We start from the raw sequence: 25,047 nt of genomic DNA, 5'->3' as shown, positions 1-25,047 counted from the left end.
AAAAGGCGACCTTCGCCTTCGGCTGCGGTGCGAGCACCTTCGGTTGGCCGTGCGGTGCTCATCGGGGTGAGGCGGAGTAGATCATTGCGGGGTCCTTCAGGACCGGTTCGGTCACGGTCCACCGGCCGTTCTCGTACTTGCTGAAGAAGCAGCTGTGGCGGCCGGTGTGGCAGGCGATGCCGGGCTCGTGGCCGGTCTGCGTGACCTCGAGCAGCAGGACGTCGTTGTCGCAGTCCATGCGGATCTGGTGCACGGTCTGCACATGGCCCGACTCCTCGCCCTTGAACCAGAGTTTGCCGCGCGAGCGGCTGAAGTACACGGCGCGGCCCAGCGCGGCCGTCTTTTCCAGGGCCTCGCGGTTCATCCAGGCGAACATCAGCACGTCCTTGCTGCCCTGTTCCTGCGCGATCACCGGCACCAGGCCGTTCGCGTCCCACTTCACTTCGTCCAGCCAGTTCATCTTGGTCATTGTCGGGGATGTTTGTTTCACATCCGCACGGGAATCCCGCGCGCCGCCATGCAGGCCTTGGCCTCGCCGACGGTGTATTCGCCGTAGTGGAAGATGCTGGCCGCCAGCACTGCGTCGGCGCCGCCGGTCTGGATGCCGTCGGCCAGATGGTCCAGGTTGCCGACGCCGCCCGAGGCGATCACCGGCACGCTCACCGCGTCGCTCACCGCCCGTGTCAGCGCGAGGTCGAAGCCGCTCTTGGTGCCGTCGCGGTCCATGCTTGTCAGGAGGATCTCGCCGGCGCCGCGGCGCGCCATCTCCACCGCCCACTGCACCGCGTCCAGGCCGGTGTTCTTGCGGCCGCCGTGGCTGTAGACGTCCCAGCCCTCGCCGCGCCGGCCCGCGTCCTCGGCGGAACGGCGCTTGGCGTCGATCGCGACCACGATGCACTGGGCGCCGTACTTGCGCGAGGCGTCCTCGATGACCTGCGGATTCGCGATGGCGGCCGAGTTGAAGCTGGTCTTGTCGGCGCCCGCATTGAGCAGCCGGCGCACGTCCTCGACGGTGCGCACGCCGCCGCCGACCGTCAGCGGGATGAAGACCTGCGAGGCGACGGCCTCGATGATGGGCAGGATCAGGTCGCGGCCGTCGCTGGTGGCCGTGATGTCCAGGAAGGTCAGCTCGTCGGCGCCCTGGGCGTTGTAGCGCGCCGCGATCTCGACCGGATCGCCGGCATCGCGCAGTTCGACGAAGTTGACGCCCTTGACGACGCGGCCGCCGGTGACGTCGAGGCAGGGAATGATGCGCTTGGCAAGCATGTGGGTTCAGCTCGGGAAGGAGTTCAGAGGACGGTGAGCAGCTGCCAGCCTTGCCAGCTGCCGCCGGGCGCCAGCAGCACCTGCTCGTCGATGCGCGCGGCCTCGACGCAGAGCATGTGGCGCCAGCCGTCGTCGGGCAGGTCCGCCAACTGGGCGCTCAATTCGGGGCCGGGGTTCCAGACCACCGTTTCGGTGCAGCTCGCGCTCTGCGCGATCTCGAGCGTGCCGGAAGGCTGCACCAGGTGCAGCGGGCGGGCCGGCGCCGCGTAGACGCTGTCGAATTCGGTGCCGAAGCGAAGCGCGGGCGCGAGGTCGACATGGCGGTCGTCGCGCACTGCGTCCCAGCGGTTGGCGCCCTGCAGGCCTTCGAGCGTCGCCTGGTCGATATCGTCCACGCGCAGGTAGCTGTGCAGTGCGGCGGCGAAGGACCAGGGCGCACCGCCGGTGTTGTCGATGGTGAGCGCGATGCGCAGCGAATGCGGGGCCAGGGTCACCGCCAGCTTGGCGTGGAAGGCATGCGGCCAGATCGCGCGCGTGGCCTCGTCGTCGTGCAGCGCGAGGACCAGGGTGTCGGCCTTGCCGGCGGCGCCGGCCGGGTCGGCTCGCCAGGCGACGTTGCGCACGAAACCGTGCTTGGGCAGCGGTCCGCGCTGGTTGAACTGGGGCCAGCAGAGGGGCACGCCGCCGCGGATCGCGCTCTGGCCGTCGAAACGCGCTTCCGGGCTGAGGTACAGGCGCTCGGTGCCATCCGCCGTGGTCCAGGACAGCACATGGGCGCCGTGCAGCGCTACGGTGCAGGCGCCGCCCTCAGGCAGGGCGAGGCGCAGCGCGGGCTGGCCGTGGAAATCGAGCTCTTGGAGAGACATGGCCCCATTCTAGGTTTTGGCGTGCGACCGCCGAGGGGCACCACGGATGCTGAAGTGTCGCCAGCATCGAGCGCGTCAAGCGCGTCAAGCGCGCCTTCAACCTACCATCGCACCCGCAGCCCCGCCGAGGCGTTGAGCTGCGACTTCACGCGGGTGTCGCCTCCTGTTGCCCACAGCTTGCCGAGCTCGCCGTAGAGGCTGGTCGATTCGCTCAGGCCCAGCGTGAAGCCTGCGGCGAGTTCGGCGGAGGTGCTGCCGTTGCTGCTGACAATGGTCGTGATGGCAGCCGGGGTGATGAAGCGCGTGGCGTCATCGCCACCTCCGGTACGGTACAGGTTCACGCGCGCATAGGGTTGCAGCCGACCTGCGCTCGTGCTTATGTCGCCCTTCACGCGCACGCCCACGCGGGCGAGCCAGCTGACGTCGCTCTCCTGGTGCATGCGCGTGGCCGCGAGGTGGACGTCGTCGAATTCGACGTCCTGGTGCACCAGTTGCGCCTGTGGCTCGATCTGCCAGCCTTCGCCAAGCGCGAAGGACTGGCCGATCTCCAGCGAAGCACTCAGGCTGCTGGCCTTGCCCTTGGTGCGCAGGGCGGTCTGGGGCTTGACCTCGTAGCGGTGGCGGCCCAGTTGCAGCACGGCGTCGAGATAGAAGCCGTTGTCGATGCCATAGGTGGCATAGCCGCCCAGGTACTGGCTGCGCAGGTCGTTGCTGCCGACGGCCAGGTTGGCGATGCCGCGGGCGAAACCCTTGACCTGGAACTCGCCGTCGAGCTGGCCGACGTAGGCGCCGGCGCGCCAGTGGGCGTCGGTCCACAGGTCGGTGCCGGCCTGCAGGCCGCTCAGGCGGCCATCGCTTTGCGGGCTGACGGTGCCGCTTTGCTGGATGTTCTGGCGGGTGCTAAGGACGCGGCCCCAGGCGCGGCGCTCGCCGGTGGTGGGCGTTGTCGCGCTGCCTTGGGCGCCGGCAGCTGTCTTGACGTCATCGTCGCCGATGCGCTGGTGCAGGTTGCCGAGCATGGCCATGTTGCCCTGGCGCAGGTGCCCGGGCAGGGCTGCGAAGAGAGGCACTTCGGCTCGGTAGGTAGGCACCTCGATGGGTGGCGCCGGTGGTGCCGGCGGGCCGGGCGGAATGATGGTGCTGGTGGAGCGCAGGTACCAGTTCTCTCCGGCGCCTGCAGCATCGCCGGCCTGCAGGCTGTATTCGTAGGCACCCGCATCCACATGGCCGCCCTGCAGGGCGAAGGCGTCCTTGGTGCTCTGCGCGGTGGTAGTGGCGCCGTTGAGGGCGCTCACGAGCTCGATGCCGTTGCCGGTGGTGAGGGCACCCAGGCCGCCGAGGTTGACGACCTGCACGGTCGTGTGGCCACTGGCGACTGCACTTGGGCCGCTGAGGATGAGCCGGTCACTCGCGCTGGCGCTGCCGTCCAGGAAGGTGCCCAGGCGCAGGAGGCCGTTGTTGCCCACGTAGGGGCCGGTGACGGTGAGGGTAGTCCCAGGAGCAGCGCCGATGAGCGAGACGGTGCCGGCGTTGGTGAGCGCGGCGATGCCTTGGCTGAAGCCGGCGAGATCGAGCGTGGCGCCCGCGGCGACGCTGTGGGCCGAGGCCGGGCTGAAGGTGTTGGGCGCACCAGCACGCAAGGTGCCTTCGGTGACGGCAGTGGCCCCGGTGTACGTGTTGGCGCCCGAGAGGATGAGGGTGCCGCTGCCGATCTTGCTCAGGTCGCCAGGGCCCGTGATGGCGCCGGAGAGCGTGGCGGTGAAGGGGCCGGTATCGATGAAGGGATCGACGGCGTCGGTGAAGGCGATGGGGTTGGCCAGGGTGAGGCCATCGGCGGCGAAGAGCAGGATGGTGCCTTCGTGCATGGCGAGTTCGCCGGTGCCCAGGGCGCGGTCGTTGCCGACGGCGAGGCGGCCTTGCTTGAGGTTGGTGCCGCCGCTGTAGCTGTTCTCGCCGGTGAGGATGAGGGTTGCGGACCCGGTCTTGGTCAAGGCCCCCGCGCCGCTGACGACGCCGGTCGCCGCAAGATCGCTGTAGGTCTGCAAGGTGCCCCCGCCCGCCTCGAGGTCAATGTTTCGCCCGGTGGCGAAGGCACCGGTGGTGCGCAGGCCGCCGCCATTGAACCTCAGCGCACCCGATGCCTCCCCCAAGCTGGCATCAGCTGCAACGGCCAGCACCCCGGCGTTGAGCCGCGTGCCTCCTCTGTAGGTGTTGGCACCCTTCAGGATGGTCGTGTCGCCGCTGTAGGTGTTGTCGCCGGCGAGGGTCAAGGTACCGGCACCATCCTTGAACAGAGCGCCCGGCAAGAAGTCATCCGAGATCACACCGGTGGAGGTCAGGTCGGCGTCGGTCTCGATGCTGCCTCCGGACCATCCGAGGAAGATGTCACGCGAGGTGGTGACGGCCGCCGTGTTCCGCAGCGTGCCGCCCAGAAGGCTTGCCTCGCGCACTGGCGTTCTCGGGGGCGGCGACCCAGGCGCCCAGTGCGGAGTTCCAAAGGCTGCGATGCGTTCTGTTCATGAGGGGAATTCACGGGTCGTTCAGGGACCCACGCGCGCGGCGCGCACGTGGCGGGCAATGCCACTTGAGCGTGCGCCGTGCGCCCCCGTACACACGCCGGAAGCTCAGGCCGCAGTTCGTGAAACCCGGAGGAATCAGCGGCCGAGGAATGCTAGGAATTTCTGGAAGCGCAGTCGTACTGACGCAACAAAAAGCGAGAAATGACTCGCAGGCCAGTGCACCGATGCCCGAACACCGGCGCATGCAGAAAAAGAAAAACGGCACGCCTCCCTAGGCGTGCCTTGCCAAGCGCGTGGCGAAGTGCGCGACGCTTTGGCGCAGGACTACTGTTCGGCCAGCTCGTCGGCTCGCGCCTGCGCGGCCGCGAAGTCCAGGTCGCCCGAATAGATCGCACGCCCGCAGATCACGCCCTCGATGCCATCGGCCTCGACGGCGCAGAGCTTGTCGATGTCGGCCATGTTCGACAGCCCGCCCGACGCGATCACCGGAATGGTGAGTGCCTGTGCCAGCTTCACCGTCGCATCGATGTTGATGCCCGAGAGCATGCCGTCGCGGCCGATGTCGGTGTAGATGATCGACTCGACGCCGTAGTCCTCGAACTTCTTGCCCAGGTCAGCCACCTCGTGGCCGGTGAGCTTGCTCCAGCCGTCGGTGGCGACCTTGCCGTCCTTGGCGTCGAGGCCGACGATGATGTGGCCGCCGAAGGCGCTGCACGCGTCCTTCAAAAAGCCGGGATTCTTGACCGCGGCGGTGCCGATGATCACGTAGCGCAGGCCGTCGTCGATGTAGCGCTCGATGGTATCGAGGTCGCGGATGCCGCCGCCCAGCTGCACGGGGATGTCGTCGCCCACCTCCCGCAGGATCGCCTTGATCGCGGCGTGGTTCTGCGGCTTGCCCGCGAAGGCGCCGTTCAGGTCGACCAGGTGCAGCCGCCGCGCACCGGCCTCGATCCACTGGCGCGCCATGGCGGCCGGGTCTTCACTGAAGATGGTGGACTGGGCCATGTCGCCTTGCTTGAGGCGAACGCAGTGGCCATCCTTGAGGTCAATCGCGGGAATAAGGAGCATGGTGCGGGATTTGCGCAGGGCGCGAGCGATGAAGCGCAGCGAAAAAACTGCTTCAGGGATTCCAGTGGAGAAAGTTTCGGTACAGCTGCAACCCATGGTCCGCGCTCTTCTCGGGGTGGAACTGGGTCGCAAAAATATTATCGCGTGCAATGGCGGCGGTAAAGCGCTCGCCGTATTCCGCCTCGCCCGCGCTGTGGAGGGCATCGGCCGGCCGGGCGTAGAAACTGTGCACGAAATAGAAGTAACTGCCGTCCGGCACCCCCGCCCACACAGGGTGCGGCCGGGTCTGCAGCACCTGGTTCCAGCCCATCTGGGGAACCTTGTAGCGGCTGCCGTCGGGCTGGGTGCGGCCGGCCAGCTCGAACTTGAGCACCCGGCCGGGGATCAGGCCCAGGCCCTCGGTCGGGCCCTCGTCGCTGGCCGAAAGCAGCATCTGCATGCCCACGCAGACGCCGAAGAGGGGCTTGGAAGCCGCCGCCTCCAGCACCGACTCTTGCAGGCCGGAGTCGCGCAGCTCGCGCATGCAGTCGGGCATGGCGCCCTGGCCCGGCAGCACCACGCGGGTGGCGCGGCGCACCACCTCGGGGTCGGCGGTCACGAAGACCTCCACCCCGACCTGGTCGGCCGCATGCTGCACCGCCTGCGAGACGGAGCGCAGGTTGCCCATGCCGTAGTCGACGACGGCGACCGTGTTTTTGCTGCTGCTCAGAGGGAACCCTTGGTCGAAGGAATGACGCCGGCCGAGCGCGGATCGAGCTCGAGCGCGGCCCGCAGTGCGCGCGCGAAGGCCTTGAAGACGGTCTCGCACTGGTGGTGCGCATTGACGCCCTTGAGGTTGTCGATGTGCAGGGTGACGAAGGCGTGGTTGGCGAAGCCCTGGAAGAACTCGTAGGTGAGCTGGCTGTCGAAGCCGCCGATCATGCCGCTGGTGAAGGGCACATGCATCACCAGGCCGGGCCGGCCGGAGAAATCGATCACCACGCGGCTGAGCGCCTCGTCCAGCGGCACGTAGGCATGGCCGTAGCGGCGGATGCCCTTCTTGTCGCCGACGGCCTTGGAGACGGCCTGGCCGAGGGTGATGCCCACGTCCTCCACCGTGTGGTGGCCGTCGATGTGCAGGTCGCCCTGGCAGTCGATCTCGAGGTCGATCAGGCCGTGGCGGGCGATCTGGTCCAGCATGTGGTCGAAGAAGCCGATGCCGGTCGAGAGCTTCGAGCGGCCGCTGCCGTCGAGGTTGACCGAGACCGTGATCTTCGTCTCGGCCGTGTTGCGCGTGACGGAAGCGGTCCGCGCGCCAGCAGCGGCGGAGACGACGGGTTCGGGGGCCGAGGGGGTGTTCATAGCGAGGCTTCGAGGACCGCGAGCATCCGGGCATTCTCGTCGGCGGTTCCGACGGTCAGGCGCAGGCAGTTCGCGAGCAATGGGTGCATTTTAGAAACGTTCTTGATCAGCACTCCGCGCGCCTTCATGCCCTCGAAGGTCCTGGCGGCATCCGGCACCCGCACCAGGATCATGTTGGCGTCGCTGGGCCAGCTCTTGACCGCCGGGAGGCGGGCCAGCGCCCGGGCGATGCGGGCGCGCTCAGCGCGAATTTGGGCCGCCTGCTCCGCGAACACCTCGGCATGCTCGAGCGCGAATAGCGCGCACTCGCAGTTCAGCACGCTGATGTTGTAGGGCGGGCGAACCTTGTCCACCTCGGCGATCAGCGCCTGGGGCCCGATCAGGTAGCCCAGCCGCACGCCCGCCAGCCCGAACTTGCTGAGCGTGCGCATCAGCAGCACATGGCCGTGGCGCGCGACGCGGTCGATGTAGCTGCGGGCCGCGAAAGGCTGGTAGGCCTCGTCGATCACGACCAGGCCGCCCTGGACGCCCTGGGCCTCGATGATCTTCTCGATCACGGCGTCGTCCCACAGGTTGGCGGTCGGGTTGTTGGGATAGGCCAGGTAGACGATGGCCGGCTTCTCGCGCGCGATGGCCGCGAGCATGGCGGCCTCGTCGAGCTCGAAATCGGCCGTGAGCGGCACGCCGACGAAGCGCAGGCCCTGCAGCCGGGCGCTCATCGCGTACATCACGAAGCCAGGCTCGGGCGCGAGCACGGCGGCCCGGGGAAGGTCGCAGGCCATGGCGAGCAGCGAAATCAGCTCGTCCGAGCCGTTGCCGAGCATCAGGCCGAAGCCTTCCGGCACGCCGGCGTAGGCCGCCAGCGCGCGCTGCAGGTCGGCGCCGCGCGGGCCGGGATAGCGGTTCAGCGCCAGCGCACCCAGGCGCTCGCCCAGCGCGGCCTGCAGCGCGGGCGACAGGCCGTGAGGGTTCTCCATGGCGTCGAGCTTGAGCAGGCCACGCGCGTCCTGCACGGCGTAGGCATGCATGGACTGGACGTCGGCGCGGATGCGGCCCAGGGCGCGGGTGGTGTCGTCGGAAGCGGAAGTCATTCGATTCAAGGACAGCGGTAGCTGTTGCGCAGGGCGGCGGAGATCACCAGTTGCACCGGCATGTCGGCCTCGTAGCTGTCGGCGTTGCGTGTCAGCTCGGTCTGGTAGAGCGTGCGCGCCATCGCGGGCTCGAGCCGGCGGCCGCTGACGCAGAACAGCGGCTTCTGTCCGGCGCGCTGCTCAGCCTCGCTGGCTTCGCGCAGGCCCTCGACCACGCCGACCAGGTAGTAGTTTGCGTAAAGCTTGCCGTCCTTCTCGTTGGCTTCGAGCAAGCGCAGTTCGCGGATGCTCATGGCCTGGCAGGCGGCACCGGCGGCCGCCAGGCCCAGGAGGACCATGCAGCGGACGGACCGGAGCGTCAGGATCGCCATGTCCGCCCCCTTAACGCAGACGCATGCGGGCGGCCTCGGCGTGCGCCGGCAGGCCCTCCCCTTCGGCCAGGGTCACAGCGATGCGGCCCAGCGGCTGCGCGCCGGCCTCGCTGACCTCGATCAGGCTGGATCGCTTCTGGAAATCGTAGACGCCCAGCGGCGAGCTGAAGCGCGCGGTGCCGCTGGTGGGCAGCACGTGGTTGGGGCCGGCGCAGTAGTCGCCCAGGCTTTCGCTGGTGTAGGCGCCGAGGAAGATCGCTCCGGCATGCCGGAGCAGCGGCTCCCAGCGATGCGGCTCGCGGCTGCTGACCTCCACGTGCTCGGGCGCGATGCGGTTGCTGATAGCGCAGGCCTCTTCCATGCTCTTGGTGTGGATCAGCGCGCCACGGCCATTGAGCGAGGCGGCGATGATCGCGGCACGCGGCATCGTGGGCAGCAGGCGGTCGATCTCCTGCTGCACTTGCTCGATGTAGGCGGCGTCGGGACACAGCAGGATGCTCTGAGCGAGCTCGTCGTGCTCGGCCTGGCTGAAGAGATCCATCGCAACCCACTCGGGCGGCGTGCTGCCGTCGGCCAGGACCAGGATTTCGCTCGGGCCGGCGATCATGTCGATGCCCACGGTGCCGAACACGCGACGCTTGGCGGCCGCCACGTAGGCATTGCCGGGGCCGGTGATCTTGTCGACGGCCGGGAGGGTGGCGGTGCCGTAGGCCAGCGCGGCCACGGCCTGCGCGCCGCCGATGGTGAAGGCGCGCGTCACGCCGGCGACGTGGGCGGCGGCGAGCACGAGAACATTGCGCTCGCCCTTGGCGGATGCCTCGTTGCCCGAGCCCCCGGTGGCGACGCTTCCCTTGGCCGGCGTCGGGACGGCCATGATGATCTCGGCCACGCCGGCCACGTGCGCGGGAATCGCGTTCATCAACAGGCTGGACGGATACGCCGCCTTGCCGCCCGGTACATAGATGCCCACGCGATCCAGCGGCGTGACCTTCTGGCCCAACAGCGTGCCGTCGGCGTCGCGGTAGCTCCAGCTCTCGCCGCTGGCCTTCTTTTGTGCCTCGTGGTAGCTGCGGATCCGCTCGGCCGCCATGCGCAACGCGTCGCGCTGCACTGCGGGGAGCGAATCGAAGGCGGCCTTGAAGTCCGCTTGCGTGAGCTCCAGCTGCTGCACCGACCCGGCCTCCAGGCCATCGAAGCGCCGCGTGTACTCGAGCACCGCCGCATCGCCGCGCCGGCGCACATCGGCCAGGATGTCGGCCACCACCTGCTCGATCGCGGCATCGGTGTCGGCCGACCAATGCAGCCGCGCCTGGAAATCGGCTTCGAAGCCGGTAGAGGCGGTCGACAGGCGTGCGGGAGTGGCTTTCACGTTCATTTTCAGGCGGAGGGGATGGCTGAGGCGAAGGCGTCGATGATGTGCCGGATCGGCGCCTGCTTGAGCTTGAGCGCGGCCTGGTTGACCACCAGGCGCGCGCTGATGTCCATGATGCGCTCGACCTCGACCAGGTGGTTGGCCTTGAGCGTGTTGCCGGTCGACACGAGGTCGACGATGGCATCGGCCAGGCCGGTGAGCGGCGCCAGTTCCATGCTGCCGTAGAGCTTGATCAGGTCCACGTGCACGCCCTTGCTGGCGAAGAACTCGCGCGCCAGGCCGACGTACTTGGTCGCGACCTTGATGCGCGAGCCCTGGCGCACGGCCGAGGCGTAGTCGTAGTCGGCGCGCACCGCCACGCTCAGCCGGCAGGCGGCGATGCGCAGGTCCAGCGGCTGGTACAAGCCCTGATTGCCGTGCTCGAGCAGCACGTCCAGGCCGGTCACGCCCAGGTCGGCGCCGCCGTACTGCACGTAAGTGGGCACGTCCGAGGCGCGCACCAGCACGACGCGCACCTCGGGGCGGGAGGTCGCGAGGATGAGCTTGCGCGATTTCTCGGGGTCCTCGCTGACCTCGATGCCGGCCGCCGCCAGCAGCGGCAGCGTCTCGTCGAAGATGCGTCCCTTGGACAGCGCGAGCGTGATCACGGCTGGTACTCCGCCGGGCCGGCCACGCGCTCGATGTCGGCGCCCAGGCCGCGCAGCTTGCTTTCCATGCGGTCGTAGCCGCGGTCCAGGTGGTAGATGCGGTCGACCAAGGTCTCGCCCTCGGCCACCAGGCCGGCAATCACCAGGCTGGCGGAGGCGCGCAGGTCCGTCGCCATCACGGTGGCGCCGGAGAGCTGGTGCACCCCCTCGATCACCGCCACCTTGCCGTCGGTCTGGATCTTGGCACCCAGGCGCAGCATCTCGTCCACGTGCATGAAGCGGTTCTCGAAGATCGTTTCGGTCACGGTCGAGGTGCCGTCGGCGATCACGTTGAGCGCCATGAACTGGGCCTGCATGTCGGTCGGGAAGCCCGGGTACTCGGTGGTGCGGAAGCTCTGCGCCTTCAGGCGGCCGTGGCTGCGCACGCGGATGCCCTCCTCCACTGCATCCACTTCCACGCCGGCCTCGCGCAGCTTCTCGATCACGGCGTCGAGGTGGTCGGCGCGGCCGTGGCGCAGCAGCACCTCGCCGCCGGTGGCGGCCACGGCGCAGAGGAAGGTGCCGGCCTCGATGCGGTCGGCCACCACGCGGTGGTTGCAGCCCTGGAGCTTCTCCACGCCCTGGATGCGGATGCGGCTGGTGCCGTGGCCTTCGATCTTCGCGCCCATCTCGATCAGCATCTCGGCCAGGTCGGTGATCTCGGGTTCCTGCGCGGCGTTCTCCAGCACGGTCTCGCCCTCGGCCAGCGCAGCGGCCATCAGGAAGTTCTCGGTGCCGGTGACGGTCACCATGTCGGTGGTAATGCGCGCGCCGTGCAGGCGCCGGCGACCGCCGCCGATGCTCGCCACCATGTAGCCGTGCTCGACGACGATCTCGGCGCCCATGGCCTGCAGGCCCTTGATGTGCTGGTCGACCGGGCGCGAGCCGATGGCGCAGCCGCCGGGCAGGGAGACCCGGGCCTTGCCGAAGCGGGCCAGCAGCGGCCCGAGCGCGAGCACCGAAGCTCGCATCGTCTTCACCAGCTCGTAGGGTGCCTCGGGCGTGTGCAGCGGGCCGGCGTCGAGGCGCACGGTGCCGTTGTCGTCGCGCTCGGCCGCCACGCCCATGTTGCGCAGCAGCTTGAGCATGGTCGAGACGTCGTTGAGCCGCGGCACGTTGTGCAGGGTGACCGGGCGGTCGCTCAAGAGCGCCGCGCACAGCTCCGGCAGGGCCGCGTTCTTCGCGCCGGAAATGAGCACTTCGCCGCGGAGCTGGCGCCCGCCGCGAATCAAGAGTTTGTCCATGAAAGATCCAGCGAGCGAACTAGGAGTTTTGAGCCGCCCATTCGGCGGGCGTGTAGGTCTTCATCGAGAGCGCATGCACTTCGTCCGTGTGCATTTTGGCACCGAGGGTGGCGTAGACGCGCTGGTGTCGCTGGATCGCGCGCTTGCCCTCGAACTCGGTGGACACGATGGTGGCATACCAGTGGCGGCCATCGCCCTCGAGCGTGATGTGCTCGCAGGGCAGGCCGGCCTGGATGATGGATTGCAGCTCTTCGGCAGTCATGTCGTGGAAGGGTTCAGCCCCGGATCTTGTAGCCGATGCGCAGCAGGTGGATGGCGATCGCGCTCACCACCAGCCAGGCGCCGCCGACGATGGCCAGGCTCACCCAGGGCGAGATGTCGCTGACCCCGAAGAAGCCATAGCGGAAGCCGTCGATCATGTAGAAGAAGGGGTTCAGGTGGCTCACCGTCTGCCAGAAGGCCGGCAGCGAATGGATGGAATAGAACACGCCCGAGAGGAAGGTCATGGGCATGATCAGGAAGTTCTGGAACACGGCCATCTGGTCGAACTTCTCGGCCCAGAGCCCGGCGATCAGGCCCAGCGTGCCGAGGATCGCGGCACCCAGAAAGGCGAAGACCACGATCCACAGCGGTGCGACGAAGCCGGGCACGGCGAAGAAGGCCGTCACCGCGAACACACCCAAGCCCACCACCAGCCCGCGCACCACGGAGGAACCGACGTAGGCCAGGAACCACCCCCAGTGCGACAGGGGCGTGAGCAGGATGAAGACCAGGTTGCCCATGATCTTGCTCTGGATGATCGAGGACGAACTGTTCGCGAAGGCGTTCTGCAGCACGCTCATCATCACCAGGCCGGGCACCAGGAAGGCGGTGTAGCTGACCGAGCCGTAGACGGTGACGCGGCCCTCCAGCACATGGCCGAAGACCATCAGGTAGAGCAGCGCGGTGAGCACCGGTGCGCCCACGGTCTGGAAGCCGACCTTCCAGAAGCGCAGCGTTTCCTTGTAGAGGAGTGCACGCCAGCCGAGTGCATGAACCATCATCGCGCGACCTCCAGGGGTGTCTGCTCACCCGCCATGAGGTCGATGAACACGTCCTCCAGATCAGCCTTGCGCATCTCCACGTCTTCCACGTCGAGACCGGCCTCGCGAATGGCGGCCAGCAACTGCTCGACCTCACGCGCGTTCTGCGCCGGCAACTGCACGATGCGCCCCGTGATTCGCGCATGCTGGGCCAGCTCCCAGGGCAGCATGCCGTCGGTCTTGAAGCGCAGCACGTTGCTGGCGGCCGAGCGCAGCAGCTCGCTGGTGCGGTCCAGCGCGATCACGCGGCCCTGCTTGAGCATCGCGATGCGGTTGCACAGCGCCTCGGCCTCTTCGAGGTAGTGCGTGGTCAGGAGCACGGTGCTGCCCTGCTTGTTGAGCTTGGCGACGAACTGCCACAGGGTCTGCCGCAGCTCGACGTCGACGCCGGCGGTGGGCTCGTCCAGCACGATGACCGGCGGCTTGTGCACCAGCGCCTGCGCCACCAGTACGCGCCGCTTCATGCCGCCGGAGAGCTGGCGCATGTTGGCGCCGGCCTTGTCGGCCAGGCCCAGGCTGCTCAGAAGTTCGTCGATCCAGTCGTCGTTGTTCTTGATGCCGAAGTAGCCCGACTGGATGCGCAACGATTCGCGCACGTTGAAGAAGGGATCGAAGACCAGCTCCTGCGGCACCACGCCGAGCGTCCGGCGTGCCTGCCCGTATTCGCGCTGGACGTCGAAGCCGTGGACGCTGATGGTGCCCGCGCTCGGCCTGGACAGGCCGGCCAGCATGCTGATCAGCGTGGTCTTGCCGGCGCCGTTGGGGCCCAGAAGACCGAAGAACTCGCCCTCCTCGATCTGGAACGTGACCCCGTCGACGGCACGCAGCCCGGGTTTTCCCTGGGCACGCTGTTGGCGCGAGGCAGGATAGGTCTTGGAGACCGATTGGAAGGAGATCGCAGGCATGGGAGCCCGCGATTTTAGGGCCCTGCCGTTTTTCCGCTTCCGGGCGCGATAAAGGCCCGCCGATCAGGGCGCAGCGGGAAGAAGCCCTGCCACGCCGTACAGCGACGCGAGTTCGCGCAGCCGCGGCGGCAGCCCCTTCACCGCGAAGCCGCGGCCCAGTGCGCTGGCTTCGCGCCGGCATTCGAGCAGCACCGCGAGAGCCGACGAATCGAACTGCGCGAGCGCGCTGGCATCGACCACCATGGACGAGGCGGCCTGCCCCGCGAGCCCCTGGCGCAGCATGAGCACGCAGGCCGGCGCTTCGTCATGCGTGAGCTTGGGCGGCAGGACCAGCATCGGGCTTCAGCTCTTGCCGTTGCGCTTGTTGCGCTCCGTCAGCGCAGCGATCAGGCCGTCGATGCCCTTGGCGTTGATCTCCTGCGCGAACTGGCTGCGGTAGGTATCGACCAGCCACACGCCCAGCACGTTGAGGTTGTAGATCTTCCAGCCGCCCGCTTCGCCGGGCGTCTTCTCGAGCCGGTAGTCGAGCTGCACCGGGTCGCCGCTGCCGCGGACTTCCGTGCGCACCAGCACTTCCTTGTCGTCAGGCGAGCCGCGGAAGGGACGCACGACCACGCTCTGGTCGCTGACCTGGTCGAGCGCGCCGGCATAGGTGCGCACCAGCAGCTTCTTGAACTCTTCCTGCAGGCGCTGCTGCTGCTCGGGAGTGGCCTGGCGCCATGCCGGACCGACGGCGGAGGCGGTCATGCGCTGGAAGTTGACGTTCGGCATGATCTTGGTGTCGACCAGGACCATGATCTTGCTGACGTCGCCGGCCTTGATCGACTTGTCGGCCTTAATGGTCTCGAGCACGTCGGTCGACAGCCGCTTGACCAGCGCGTCCGGCGTCTCGTCGGCGGCGTGGACCGGCCGCACGAAGGCGGCGGCGCCCGCGAGCAGCAGGCCGGCCAGCATCAGGCGTCCGACGGAGCGTCGTTGCAGGATCTGATTCATCGATGATTCCCTTGTTGAAAGTTTCGGATCTTTGCGACCCGTGGCGAATTGGAGCCGAGGCCTGTGAACGGCGTTCCCGCTCCCGTGCAAAGCGCGCAACGGGATGCAAGCGCCGGATGCATGGTCAATTGCCCTCGTTCGGCAGGTCCCCGTCATGCACCTCGTTCTTTCGGCGCTGCAGGTAGGCATCGCGCGTGAACGTGTACTTGTCGAGCGCCGCGTTGTCGAGCAGCTGGCTCGCACGCAGGAAGTTCGAGCGCGCGTCGATCACGCGAACAAAGTAGAGCGAGTTGCGCCACGGGACGTCGTGGATCTGGTTGAGCAGGTCGCCCTGCCGATCGACCGTCAGGGCAGCCGTGTCGCGCACAGTCGAGGAACCCAGCAGCGGCAGCACCAGGTACGGGCCGCTCGGTACGCCCCAGCGCCCCAGGGTCTGGCCGAAGTCTTCGGAGTGGCGGTCGATGCCGGCCTCGGTGGCGACATCCAGCAGCCCGCCGAGTCCGAAGACGGTGTTGACGTTCACGCGCATGAAGGTCTGGGCACTGTGCTCCAGCTTGAGCTGCAACACGCTGTTGGCAAAACTCCACACATCGGACAGGTTGCCGAAGAAGTTGTTGACCCCCGTGCGCACGAAGGAAGGCAAGGCCCGGCGATAGGCCGTTGCAGCCGGCACCAGCACGGCGTCGTCCACGACGTCGTTGAAACGCATGACCCCGCGGTTGAGGGGTTCGAACGGGTCGGCCGGATTGGCCTTGGGCCCGGAGGCGCAGCCGGTGGCCAGCGCCAGCGCCGCAATGGCGCCCAGGCCGCGCACGGCCGAGGCAGTGCCGCGCAGCGTGCGCGGCAGATCATGGGGGAATCGTGGTTTCATTTCTTGTTGCTGCTGCCCGATGGCGTGCTGCCGTCAGCCGCCTTGCTGTAGAGAAACTGTCCGATCAGGTTCTCCAGCACGACCGCCGACTGCGTCGCTGTGATGGTGTCACCGGCTTGAAGGGTCTTCTCCTCGGCGCCCGCCTCGATCCCGATGTACTGCTCGCCGAGCAAGCCGCTGGTCAGGATCTTGAGGGAGCTGTCCTTGGGGAAACTGTAACGGCTCTGCAACGCGAGCGTGACGCTGGCCTGGAAATTCTTGTCGTCGAACGTGATCGATTCGACACGGCCGACCACCACGCCCGCGCTCTTGACTGCGGTCTGCGGCTTGAGCCCGCCGATGTTGTCGAAGCGGGCGCTGACGGAGTAAGTCTTCTGGAAGTTCAAGCTCAGCAGATTGGCGGACTGCAGCGCGAGGAACAGCAGCGCTGCCGCGCCGATGAGCACGAACAGGCCGACCCAGACGTCATTCTTGGAACGTTGCATGGAGTGCCTTTGTTTTCTAGATACTGAACATCATGGCGGTGAGCAGGAAGTCGAGCCCCAGCACCGCGAGAGAGGCGACGACCACCGTGCGGGTGGTCGCACGCGAAACGCCCTCGGGTGTCGGCTGGGCCACGAAGCCCTGCAGCAGTGCGATGAAGGTGACGGTGAAGCCGAAGACGATGCTCTTGACCACGCCGTTGCCCACGTCGCGCCAGACATCGACGCCGCCCTGCATCTGGCCCCAGAAGGCGCCCGGGTCGACGCCCAGCATCAGCACGCCGACGACCCAGCCGCCGATCACGCCGACCGCGCTGAACACGGCCGCCAAGAGCGGCATGGTGATCACGCCGGCCCAGAAGCGCGGCGCCAGGATGCGCTGCACCGGGTCGACCGCCATCATCTCCATGGCGCTGAGCTGCTCGCCGGCTTTCATGAGGCCGATCTCCGCAGTCAGCGAGGTGCCCGCGCGGCCCGCGAAGAGCAGGGCCGAGACCACGGGGCCGAGCTCGCGCACCAGGCTCAGCGCCACCAGCAGGCCCAGCGCTTCGGAGGAGCCATAGCGCTGCAGCGTGTAATAGCCCTGCAGCCCGAGCACGAAGCCGACGAAGAGGCCGGAGACCGCGATGATGGCCAGCGAGTAGTTGCCGAGAAAGTGGATCTGGTCGCGCACCAGGCCGAAGCGGCGCAGGCTGCGCGCGCCGCGCAGCGTGAGGCGCAGGAACAGGCGCGCGCCCATGCCGAGATCGCTCAGCTTGGAGCGCGCGGCGAACCCCAGATCGGCAGGCCGATACCAGCTCATCCTCGTTCCCCATGCGCGTTGTTGCCGAAGTCCTGCTCCACCGGGACGCCCGGGTAGTGGAAATGCACCGGCCCGTCGGGCAGCGCATTGACGAACTGGTGGACCAGCGGATCGCCGCTCGCGCGCACCTCCTCGGGCCGGCCCTGTGCGGCGATGCCGCCGTTGGCCAGGATGATCACGTGGTCGGCAATGCGGAAGGTCTCTTCCAGATCGTGCGACACCACGACGCTGGTCAGTCCCAGCGTGTCGTTGAGCTGGCGGATCAGGCGCGCCGCAGTGCCCAACGAAATCGGGTCGAGGCCGGCGAAGGGCTCGTCGTACATGACCAGGTCGGGGTCGAGCGCGATCGCCCGGGCCAGCGCCACGCGTCGGGCCATGCCGCCGGAGACCTCGCTGGGCATCAGCTGGCGTGCGCCGCGCAGGCCGACGGCGTCGAGCTTCATGAGCACGATGTCGCGCACCAGCGCCTCGGACAACTGCGTGTGCTCGCGCAGCGGGAAAGCGACGTTGTCGAACACGCTCATGTCGGTGAACAGCGCACCGAACTGGAACAGCATGCCCATGCGGCGACGCGCGGCATAGAGTGCGTCGCTGCCCAGCTTGCCGATGTCCTGGCCGTCGAACAGCACCTCGCCGCGCTGCGCGCGCACCTGGCCGCCGACCAGGCGCAGCACGGTGGTCTTGCCGCCGCCGGAAGCACCCATGAGCGCCGTCACCTTGCCGCGGGGCACGGTGAAGGAGACGCCGTCGAGGATCGCCCGCTCGCCGTAGCCGAAGCGGACATCGCGAAATTCAACCAGTGAGGACTCGGGTGGGTTCATGGACAACAGAAAAGCCGGGGCGCCTGAGGCATCCCCGGCTCGCGGTAGCCATCCATGATAAATGAAGCACAGGATGTGCCCATCCACCGAAGTAAGGGGCTAATCTCCGCCTAATTCAGCGCACTCAACGAGGCAGGTCGCTGTAGCCCATGAGAAACTCGTCGACCGCGCGCGCTGCCTGGCGGCCTTCGCGGATTGCCCACACCACCAGCGACTGGCCGCGGCGGATGTCGCCGGCGGCGAACACCTTGGGCACGTTGGTCGCATAACCACCGACGAAGTCGAGGCTGGCCTTGGCGTTGCCGCGGGCGTCCTTCTCGACCCCAAAGGCATCCAGCACGCCGGCGACGGGGCTCACGAAGCCCATGGCCAGCAGCACCAGGTCGGCCTTCAGCACCGTCTCGGAGCCGGGGACCTCGACCATCTTGCCGTCCTTCCACTCGACGCGCACGGTCTTGAGGCCGGTGACCTTGCCCTTCTCGCCGATGAATTCCTTGGTGGAGATCGCGAACTCGCGCTCGCAGCCCTCTTCGTGGCTGGAACTGGTGCGCAGCTTGTAGGGCCAGTAGGGCCAGGTCATCGGCCGGTTTTCTTCTTCCGGCGGCTGCGGCATCAGCTCGAACTGGGTGACGCTGGCGGCGCCATGGCGGTTGCTGGTGCCCACACAGTCGGAGCCGGTATCGCCGCCGCCGATCACGATCACGTGCTTGCCATCCGCGCGGATCTGGCCCTTGACCTTGTCGCCTGCGTTGATCTTGTTCTGCTGCGGCAGGAATTCCATCGCGAAATGGATGCCGTCGAGATCGCGCCCCGGCACCGGGAGGTCGCGCGACTGCTCGGCGCCGCCGGTGAGCACTACGGCGTCGAATTCCTTGTCGAGCTGCTCGGGCGTCACCGTCTCCTTGGCCCAGTTGGTGACCTTGGAGCCCTTGCCCAGCGGGTCCTTGGCGGCGCCGACCACCACGCCGGTGCGGAACACCACGCCCTCGGCCTTCATCTGCTCGACGCGGCGGTCGATGTGCGTCTTCTCCATCTTGAAGTCGGGGATGCCGTAGCGCAGCAGGCCGCCGATACGGTCGTTCTTCTCGAACAGGGTGACGTCGTGGCCGACGCGGGCGAGCTGCTGCGCGGCCGCCATGCCGGCCGGGCCGGAGCCCACCACCGCGACTTTCTTGCCGGTCTTGTGCTTGGCCGGACGCGGCACGACCCACTCTTCCTGCCAGGCGCGGTTGACGATCGCGTGCTCGATGGACTTGATGCCGACCGGATCGTCGTTCACGTTGAGCACGCATGCTGCTTCGCAGGGCGCGGGGCAGATGCGGCCGGTGAACTCGGGGAAGTTGTTGGTCGAGTCCAGCACCGCGAAGGCGCTCTGCCAGTCGTTGCGGTAGACCAGGTCGTTGAAGTCCGGAATGATGTTGTTGACCGGACAGCCGCTATTGCAGAAGGGCGTGCCGCAGTCCATGCAGCGCGCGCCTTGCACCTTGGCCTGCTGCGCATCGAGGCCGATGACGAATTCCTTGTGATGCTTGACGCGCTCCTCGACGGGCTTGTAGCCCTCCTCGATGCGCTCATGCTCCATGAAGCCGGTGATCTTTCCCATCGTGATGTCCTGGTTCTTTTCTTCGTTCAAGCGGCGCTCAGGCCGCCACCGCCGGCTTCGTCATCGCGTGCGGCTCGAGGCCCACGTGCGCGTTGTTGCCGCTGCTGGTGAGCTCGACCTTGCGGTCGTGGATCTCGGCCAGCGCGCGCTTGTACTCGTTCGGGAAGACCTTGACGAAGCGCGTGCGCGCCACGGCCCAGGTGTCGAGCAGCTCGCGCGCGCGCTTGCTGCCGGTCCAGCGGTGGTGGTCTTCCAGCAGCTTTTTGAGCCTGGCCTCGTCGGTCTCGCCCTCGTGCCAGATCTTGCGATGCACGCTGGCGGTCTGCTCGGCCGAGGTCAGCACCTTGTCGAGCGAAACCATCGCCAGGTTGCAGCGCGAGGCGAACTGGCCGTCCTCGTCGTAGACGAAGGCGACGCCGCCGCTCATGCCGGCCGCGAAGTTGCGCCCGGTCTTGCCCAGCACCACCACCGTGCCGCCGGTCATGTACTCGCAGCCATGATCGCCCGTGCCTTCGACCACGGCGGTGGCGCCCGACAGGCGCACCGCGAAGCGCTCGCCCGCGACGCCGCTCAGGAAGGCCTCGCCGGTGGTCGCGCCGTAGAGCGCGGTGTTGCCGACGATGGTGTTGCGCGTGGCCTCGCCGCGGAAGTCCAGGCTGGGGCGCACCACCACGCGGCCGCCCGAGAGGCCCTTGCCGGTGTAGTCGTTGGCGTCGCCGATCAGGTAGAGCGTGATGCCGCGCGCCAGGAAGGCACCGAAGGACTGGCCGCCCGTGCCCTCGAGCTGGATGCGGATCGAATCGTCGGGCAGGCCCTGCGGATGCACCTTGGTCAGCGCGCCCGAGAGCATGGCGCCCACCGAGCGGTTGACGTTGCGCGCCACCTCGATGAACTGCACCTTCTCGCCCTTCTCGATGGCCGGACGCGACTTCTCGATGAGCTTGTTGTCCAGGCTCTTCGCGAGGCCGTGGTCCTGCGCCTCGACGTGGAAGCGCGGCACCTCGGCCGGCACGTTGGGCTGCGCGAACAGGCGGCTGAAGTCCAGGCCACGGGCTTTCCAGTGCTCGATGCCCTTGCGGGTGTCGAGCAGGTCGGCGCGGCCGATCAGGTCGTCGAACTTGCGGATGCCCAGCTGCGCCATGATCTGGCGCACTTCTTCCGCGACGAAGAAGAAGTAGTTCACCACGTGCTCGGGCCTGCCCGAGAACTTCTTGCGCAGCACCGGATCCTGCGTTGCGACGCCGACCGGGCAGGTGTTGAGGTGGCACTTGCGCATCATGATGCAGCCCTCGACCACCAGCGGCGCGGTCGCGAAGCCGAACTCGTCGGCGCCCAGCAGCGCGCCGATGGCGACGTCGCGGCCGGTCTTCATCTGGCCGTCGGCCTGCACGCGGATGCGGCCGCGCAGGCGGTTGAGCACCAGGGTCTGCTGGGTCTCGGCCAGGCCGATTTCCCACGGGCTGCCCGCATGCTTGATCGATGACCAGGGCGAGGCGCCGGTCCCGCCGTCATGGCCGGCGATCACGACGTGGTCGCTCTTGCACTTGGCGACGCCCGCCGCGATGGTGCCCACGCCGACCTCGCTCACCAGCTTGACGCTGACGCTGGCATGCGGCGCGACGTTCTTCAGGTCGTGGATCAGCTGCGCCAGGTCTTCGATGGAGTAGATGTCGTGGTGCGGCGGGGGCGAGATCAGGCCCACGCCGGGCACCGAGTAGCGCAGCTGGCCGATGTAGTTGGAGACCTTGCCGCCGGGCAGCTGGCCGCCTTCGCCAGGCTTGGCGCCCTGCGCCATCTTGATCTGCAGCTGGTCGGCCGAAGAGAGGTACTCGGCCGTGACGCCGAAGCGGCCGGAGGCCACCTGCTTGATCTTCGAGCGCAGGGAGTCGCCGTCTTCCAGCGGCAGGTCGACCTCGACGTTGGCCTCGCCGATTACGCTCTTGAGCGTGTCGCCCTGCTTGATGGGGATGCCCTTGAGCTCGTTGCGGTAGCGCGCCGGGTCCTCGCCGCCCTCACCGGTGTTGCTCTTGCCGCCGATGCGGTTCATCGCCACCGCCAGCGTCGAGTGCGCCTCGGTGCTGATCGAGCCCAGCGACATGGCGCCGGTGGCGAAGCGCTTGACGATCTCGCTTGCGGGTTCGACCTCGTCCACGGAAATCGCCTTGGCCGGGTCGATGCGGAACTCGAACAGCCCGCGCAGCGTGAGGTGGCGCCGGTTCTGGTCGTTGATGAGCTGCGCGTATTCCTTGTAGGTGTTGAAGTTGTTGGCGCGCGTGCTGTGCTGCAGCTTGGCGATGGCGTCCGGCGTCCACATGTGCTCCTCGCCGCGGGTGCGCCAGGCGTATTCGCCGCCGGCATCCAGCATGTGGGCGAGCACCGGGTCGTCGCCGAAGGCCGCCTTGTGCATGCGGATGGCTTCCTGCGCGATCTCGAACACGCCGATGCCCTCGACGCGGCTGGCGGTTCCGGTGAAGTACTTGCCCACGGTGTCGCTGTTGAGGCCGATGGCCTCGAAGAGCTGGGCGCCGCAGTAGCTCATGTAGGTGCTGACACCCATCTTCGACATGATCTTGGACAGACCCTTGCCGATCGCCTTGACGTAGTTGTAGATCGCCTTTTCGGCGCCGAGGTCGCCGGACAGGTCCTCGTGCATCGCGGCCAGCGTTTCCATCGCGAGGTACGGATGGACCGCCTCGGCGCCGTAGCCGGCGAGCACGCCGAAGTGATGCACCTCGCGCGCCGAACCGGTCTCGACCACCAGGCCGGCGGTGGTGCGCAGGCCCTCGCGCACCAGGTACTGGTGGATGGCCGAGAGCGCGAGCAGCGCGGGGATGGCGATCTGCGTGGCGCTGACCGCGCGGTCGCTCACGATCAGGATGTTGTGGCCGCCCTTGATCGCATCGACCGCCTCGGCGCACAGCGAGGCGAGCTTGGCTTCCACGCCCTCCTCGCCCCAGGCGAGCGGGTAGGTGATGTCCAGCGTGTAGCTCTTGAACTTGCCCTGCGTGTAGGTGCCGATGTCGCGCAGCTTCGCCATATCGGCGAAGTCGAGGATGGGCTGGCTCACCTCCAGCCGCATCGGCGGGTTGACCTGGTTGATGTCCAGCAGGTTCGGCTTCGGGCCGATGAAGGACACGAGCGACATCACGATCGCCTCGCGGATCGGGTCGATGGGCGGGTTCGTGACCTGCGCGAACAGCTGCTTGAAGTAGTTGTAGAGCGGCTTGTTCTTGTTGGACAGCACGGCCAGCGGGCTGTCGTTGCCCATGGAGCCGATGCCCTCCTCGCCGGCGGCGGCCATCGGGCTCATCAGGAACTTGATGTCTTCCTGCGTGTAGCCGAAGGCCTGCTGGCGGTCGAGCAGCGCGACCTGGCTCAGCGGCGGCTGCACGGCCTCGGCCTCGACGCTGTCGAGCTTGATGCGCAGGTTCTCGATCCACTGCTTGTAGGGCTTGCTGTTGGCGAGGGTGGCCTTGACCTCCTCGTCGTCGATCATGCGGCCCTGCTCCAGGTCGATGAGGAACATCTTGCCGGGCTGCAGGCGCCACTTGCGAACGATCTTCTGCTCGGGCACCGGCAGCACGCCGGACTCGGAGGCCATGATGACCAGGTCGTCGTCGGTCACGCAGTAGCGCGAGGGGCGCAGGCCGTTGCGGTCGAGCGTGGCGCCGATCTGGCGGCCGTCGGTGAAGACGATCGAGGCCGGGCCGTCCCAGGGCTCCAGCATGGCCGCGTGGTATTCGTAGAAGGCGCGGCGGCGCGGGTCCATGGTCGCGTGCTGCTCCCAGGGCTCGGGGATCATCATCATCACGGCCTGGCTGATCGGGTAGCCGGCCATGGTGAGCAGTTCGAGGCAGTTGTCGAAGGTGGCGGTGTCCGACTGGTCGGCGAAGCTGATCGGGTAGAGCTTCTGCAGGTCGGTGCCCAGCACCGGCGAGGACATCACGCCCTCGCGCGCCTTCATCCAGTTGTAGTTGCCCTTGACGGTGTTGATCTCGCCGTTGTGGGCGACGTAGCGGTACGGGTGGGCCAGCGGCCACTCGGGGAAGGTGTTGGTCGAGAAGCGCTGGTGCACCAGGCCCAGGGCCGAGATGCAGCGCTTGTCCTGGAGGTCGAGGTAGTAGGTGCCGACCTGGTCGGCCAGCAGCAGGCCCTTGTAGACCACCGTGCGGCTCGACATGCTGGGGACGTAGTACTCCTTGCTGTGCTTGAGCTTTAGGCGCTGGATGGCGGCACTGGCGGTCTTGCGGATCACGTAGAGCTTGCGCTCCAGGGCGTCCTGCACGATGACGTCGTTGCCGCGGCCGATGAAGATCTGGCGCAGCAGCGGCTCCTTCTTGCGCACGGCCGGCGACATCGGCATCTCGCGGTTGACCGGGACGTCGCGCCAGCCCAGCAGCACCTGGCCTTCGGCCTTGACGGCGCGCTCCAGTTCCTGCTCGCAGGCTTCGCGCGAGGCGTGCTCCTTGGGCAGGAAGACCATGCCGACGCCGTATTCGCCGGGCGGCGGGAGCGCGACGCCCTGTTTGGCCATCTCATCGCGGTAAAGGACGTCGGGCAGCTGGATCAGGATGCCGGCCCCGTCGCCCATCAGCTTGTCAGCGCCCACTGCGCCGCGATGGTCGAGATTCTCGAGAATCTTCAAGCCCTGGAGGACGATCGAATGGCTCTTCTCGCCCTTGATGTGGGCCACGAAGCCGACACCGCACGAATCGTGCTCGTCGGCGGCGGAATAAAGACCGTGTTGTTGGAGATGCTCGATCTCGGCAGCCGTCGTCATGGGCGCGCTCCTTCAGTTTTTCGCAGGGAGGGGAAGGATATTGCGTTGCACAAATAATGCCAAGTGTTTTATTTGGGGTCAGATTCTCATTAAATCTTGAGTCTTTGGCTCGGATAAAAAATAGGGACATATTAAAAATGCCGCAGAGGCGCCATCCTTTCATACACCGTGAGCGCAGCTGTTCTGTCAGCCTCGGTCGGAGGGAGGACGCCCGGGCCGCGCCTTCAGGACCCGTCGCGACGTGTTCTTCTGCAGCGCCTCGAGGAAGTCCCGATCGCCCGCCGCCCATCCGTGCAGCGTGGCCTCGGTGAGCAGGGTCTGATCGGCACCTGCCACGCCGCCACGCACCATCTCGGCGTAGGCGGCCTCGCGGGCGAAGGGCGTGTTGCCCAGCGACCAGTAGAGCGGGTGCGGCGTCAAGAGCTTGTCGTGCCGCAGCCCGGCGTAGTGCGCATGGCTGGACCAGGGATAGTCGCGGGCCTCGGCGACCATGCCGGCGCGCACCGGGTTGAGGTCGATGTAGGCCATGCAGGTCAGCAGGTAGCGCTCGGTCTGGATCAGCGTGGACTTGTAGCGGCCTTCCCACAGGGTGCCGGTGCGCCCGTGCCGGTCGTTGAAGTAGCGCACGTAGCGCCGGCCCACGGCCTGCATCCACAACGGGAGCCCGTCCGCGCTCGCCGGCGTGGCAAGCAGGTGGTAGTGGTTGTCCATCAGCACGTAGGCATGCAGCGCGATGCCGAAGCGCGCCGCGTTCTCGCCCAGCAGCGCCAGCACCATCTCGCGGTCGACGTTGTCGACGAAGATGGCCTGGCGGTTGTTGCCGCGCTGTATCACGTGGTGCGGCTGCTCGGCCAGCGTGAGACGTGGAAGGCGGGCCATGGCGA

The 25,047-nt window shown here is 67.6% G+C and carries 24 protein-coding genes; all 24 read right to left on the bottom strand.

Features of this window, described 5'->3' with window-relative positions:
• Nucleotides 1–58: 58 nt before the first annotated feature.
• Nucleotides 59–460 (bottom strand): phosphoribosyl-AMP cyclohydrolase, encoded by a 402-nt coding sequence (gene hisI / locus GXN78_RS20015; RefSeq protein ID WP_106555123.1) that lies wholly within the window; start codon nt 458–460, stop codon nt 59–61.
• A gap of 26 nt (nt 461–486) precedes the next feature.
• Nucleotides 487–1,266, bottom strand: a complete 780-nt coding sequence (gene hisF / locus GXN78_RS20010) for an imidazole glycerol phosphate synthase subunit HisF (protein WP_106555013.1) — start codon at nt 1,264–1,266, stop codon at nt 487–489.
• A gap of 23 nt (nt 1,267–1,289) precedes the next feature.
• Nucleotides 1,290–2,132: a D-hexose-6-phosphate mutarotase gene (locus GXN78_RS20005; RefSeq protein WP_106555014.1), complete on the bottom strand. Its 843-nt coding sequence runs from the start codon at nt 2,130–2,132 to the stop codon at nt 1,290–1,292.
• A 101-nt stretch (nt 2,133–2,233) separates the two neighbouring features.
• On the bottom strand, nt 2,234–4,582 hold the full coding sequence (locus tag GXN78_RS20000) for an autotransporter outer membrane beta-barrel domain-containing protein (RefSeq protein WP_239142775.1): 2,349 nt from the start codon (nt 4,580–4,582) through the stop codon (nt 2,234–2,236).
• Between the two features lie 393 nt (nt 4,583–4,975).
• Nucleotides 4,976–5,719 carry a 1-(5-phosphoribosyl)-5-[(5-phosphoribosylamino)methylideneamino]imidazole-4-carboxamide isomerase gene (gene hisA, locus GXN78_RS19995; protein ID WP_106555016.1) on the bottom strand — a complete coding sequence of 248 codons (744 nt, stop codon included), beginning with the start codon at nt 5,717–5,719 and terminating at the stop codon, nt 4,976–4,978.
• Nucleotides 5,720–5,771: 52 nt separating this feature from the next.
• Nucleotides 5,772–6,428: an imidazole glycerol phosphate synthase subunit HisH gene (hisH, locus tag GXN78_RS19990; protein ID WP_106555124.1), complete on the bottom strand. Its 657-nt coding sequence runs from the start codon at nt 6,426–6,428 to the stop codon at nt 5,772–5,774.
• On the bottom strand, nt 6,425–7,060 hold the full coding sequence (gene hisB / locus GXN78_RS19985) for an imidazoleglycerol-phosphate dehydratase HisB (protein ID WP_106555017.1): 636 nt from the start codon (nt 7,058–7,060) through the stop codon (nt 6,425–6,427). Before hisB ends, hisH begins: the two co-directional genes overlap by 4 nt.
• A complete protein-coding gene (gene hisC / locus GXN78_RS19980; protein ID WP_106555018.1) occupies nt 7,057–8,151 on the bottom strand; it encodes a histidinol-phosphate transaminase in 1,095 nt (364 codons plus the stop codon). The genes hisB and hisC overlap by 4 nt, the downstream gene beginning before the upstream one ends.
• A 5-nt stretch (nt 8,152–8,156) precedes the next feature.
• Nucleotides 8,157–8,522 (bottom strand): hypothetical protein, encoded by a 366-nt coding sequence (locus GXN78_RS19975; RefSeq protein ID WP_106555019.1) that lies wholly within the window; start codon nt 8,520–8,522, stop codon nt 8,157–8,159.
• A gap of 10 nt (nt 8,523–8,532) precedes the next feature.
• Nucleotides 8,533–9,897, bottom strand: a complete 1,365-nt coding sequence (gene hisD / locus GXN78_RS19970) for a histidinol dehydrogenase (protein ID WP_106555020.1) — start codon at nt 9,895–9,897, stop codon at nt 8,533–8,535.
• A 2-nt stretch (nt 9,898–9,899) separates the two neighbouring features.
• Complete coding sequence (gene hisG, locus GXN78_RS19965; RefSeq protein WP_106555021.1) at nt 9,900–10,541, bottom strand: ATP phosphoribosyltransferase; 642 nt, start codon at nt 10,539–10,541, stop codon at nt 9,900–9,902.
• Nucleotides 10,538–11,824 carry a UDP-N-acetylglucosamine 1-carboxyvinyltransferase gene (murA, locus tag GXN78_RS19960; protein WP_106555022.1) on the bottom strand — a complete coding sequence of 429 codons (1,287 nt, stop codon included), beginning with the start codon at nt 11,822–11,824 and terminating at the stop codon, nt 10,538–10,540. The genes hisG and murA overlap by 4 nt, the downstream gene beginning before the upstream one ends.
• Nucleotides 11,825–11,843: 19 nt before the next feature.
• Nucleotides 11,844–12,086, bottom strand: coding sequence for a BolA family protein (locus GXN78_RS19955; protein ID WP_106555023.1), 243 nt, complete (start codon nt 12,084–12,086; stop codon nt 11,844–11,846).
• Nucleotides 12,087–12,099: 13 nt separating this feature from the next.
• Complete coding sequence (locus GXN78_RS19950) at nt 12,100–12,864, bottom strand: ABC transporter permease (RefSeq protein WP_106555125.1); 765 nt, start codon at nt 12,862–12,864, stop codon at nt 12,100–12,102.
• Complete coding sequence (locus GXN78_RS19945; protein ID WP_106555024.1) at nt 12,864–13,811, bottom strand: ABC transporter ATP-binding protein; 948 nt, start codon at nt 13,809–13,811, stop codon at nt 12,864–12,866. Before GXN78_RS19945 ends, GXN78_RS19950 begins: the two co-directional genes overlap by 1 nt.
• A 63-nt stretch (nt 13,812–13,874) precedes the next feature.
• Nucleotides 13,875–14,147, bottom strand: a complete 273-nt coding sequence (locus GXN78_RS19940; protein WP_106555025.1) for an STAS domain-containing protein — start codon at nt 14,145–14,147, stop codon at nt 13,875–13,877.
• Nucleotides 14,148–14,153: 6 nt separating this feature from the next.
• The gene (locus GXN78_RS19935; RefSeq protein WP_106555026.1) at nt 14,154–14,804 is read right to left on the bottom strand and encodes an ABC transporter substrate-binding protein; all 651 of its coding nucleotides are present in this window, start codon (nt 14,802–14,804) and stop codon (nt 14,154–14,156) included.
• A gap of 124 nt (nt 14,805–14,928) precedes the next feature.
• Complete coding sequence (locus GXN78_RS19930; protein ID WP_106555027.1) at nt 14,929–15,675, bottom strand: VacJ family lipoprotein; 747 nt, start codon at nt 15,673–15,675, stop codon at nt 14,929–14,931.
• Nucleotides 15,672–16,160 carry an outer membrane lipid asymmetry maintenance protein MlaD gene (gene mlaD, locus GXN78_RS19925; RefSeq protein WP_106555028.1) on the bottom strand — a complete coding sequence of 163 codons (489 nt, stop codon included), beginning with the start codon at nt 16,158–16,160 and terminating at the stop codon, nt 15,672–15,674. Before mlaD ends, GXN78_RS19930 begins: the two co-directional genes overlap by 4 nt.
• A 16-nt stretch (nt 16,161–16,176) precedes the next feature.
• Entirely contained in the window at nt 16,177–16,959 is a 783-nt protein-coding gene (gene mlaE / locus GXN78_RS19920; RefSeq protein ID WP_106555029.1) for a lipid asymmetry maintenance ABC transporter permease subunit MlaE, read from the bottom strand.
• On the bottom strand, nt 16,956–17,780 hold the full coding sequence (locus GXN78_RS19915; protein ID WP_106555030.1) for an ABC transporter ATP-binding protein: 825 nt from the start codon (nt 17,778–17,780) through the stop codon (nt 16,956–16,958). The genes mlaE and GXN78_RS19915 overlap by 4 nt, the downstream gene beginning before the upstream one ends.
• A 124-nt stretch (nt 17,781–17,904) precedes the next feature.
• Nucleotides 17,905–19,383: a glutamate synthase subunit beta gene (locus GXN78_RS19910; RefSeq protein ID WP_106555126.1), complete on the bottom strand. Its 1,479-nt coding sequence runs from the start codon at nt 19,381–19,383 to the stop codon at nt 17,905–17,907.
• A 37-nt stretch (nt 19,384–19,420) separates the two neighbouring features.
• The gene (locus GXN78_RS19905) at nt 19,421–24,163 is read right to left on the bottom strand and encodes a glutamate synthase-related protein (RefSeq protein WP_106555031.1); all 4,743 of its coding nucleotides are present in this window, start codon (nt 24,161–24,163) and stop codon (nt 19,421–19,423) included.
• A 186-nt stretch (nt 24,164–24,349) separates the two neighbouring features.
• Entirely contained in the window at nt 24,350–25,042 is a 693-nt protein-coding gene (locus GXN78_RS19900) for a transposase (protein ID WP_106555032.1), read from the bottom strand.
• Nucleotides 25,043–25,047: the final 5 nt, after the last annotated feature.

The sequence above is a fragment of the Variovorax sp. WS11 genome (genome assembly GCF_010499245.1).
Lineage (GTDB): Bacteria > Pseudomonadota > Gammaproteobacteria > Burkholderiales > Burkholderiaceae_C > Variovorax.
This window is presented reverse-complemented; position numbering and strand designations above follow the sequence as displayed.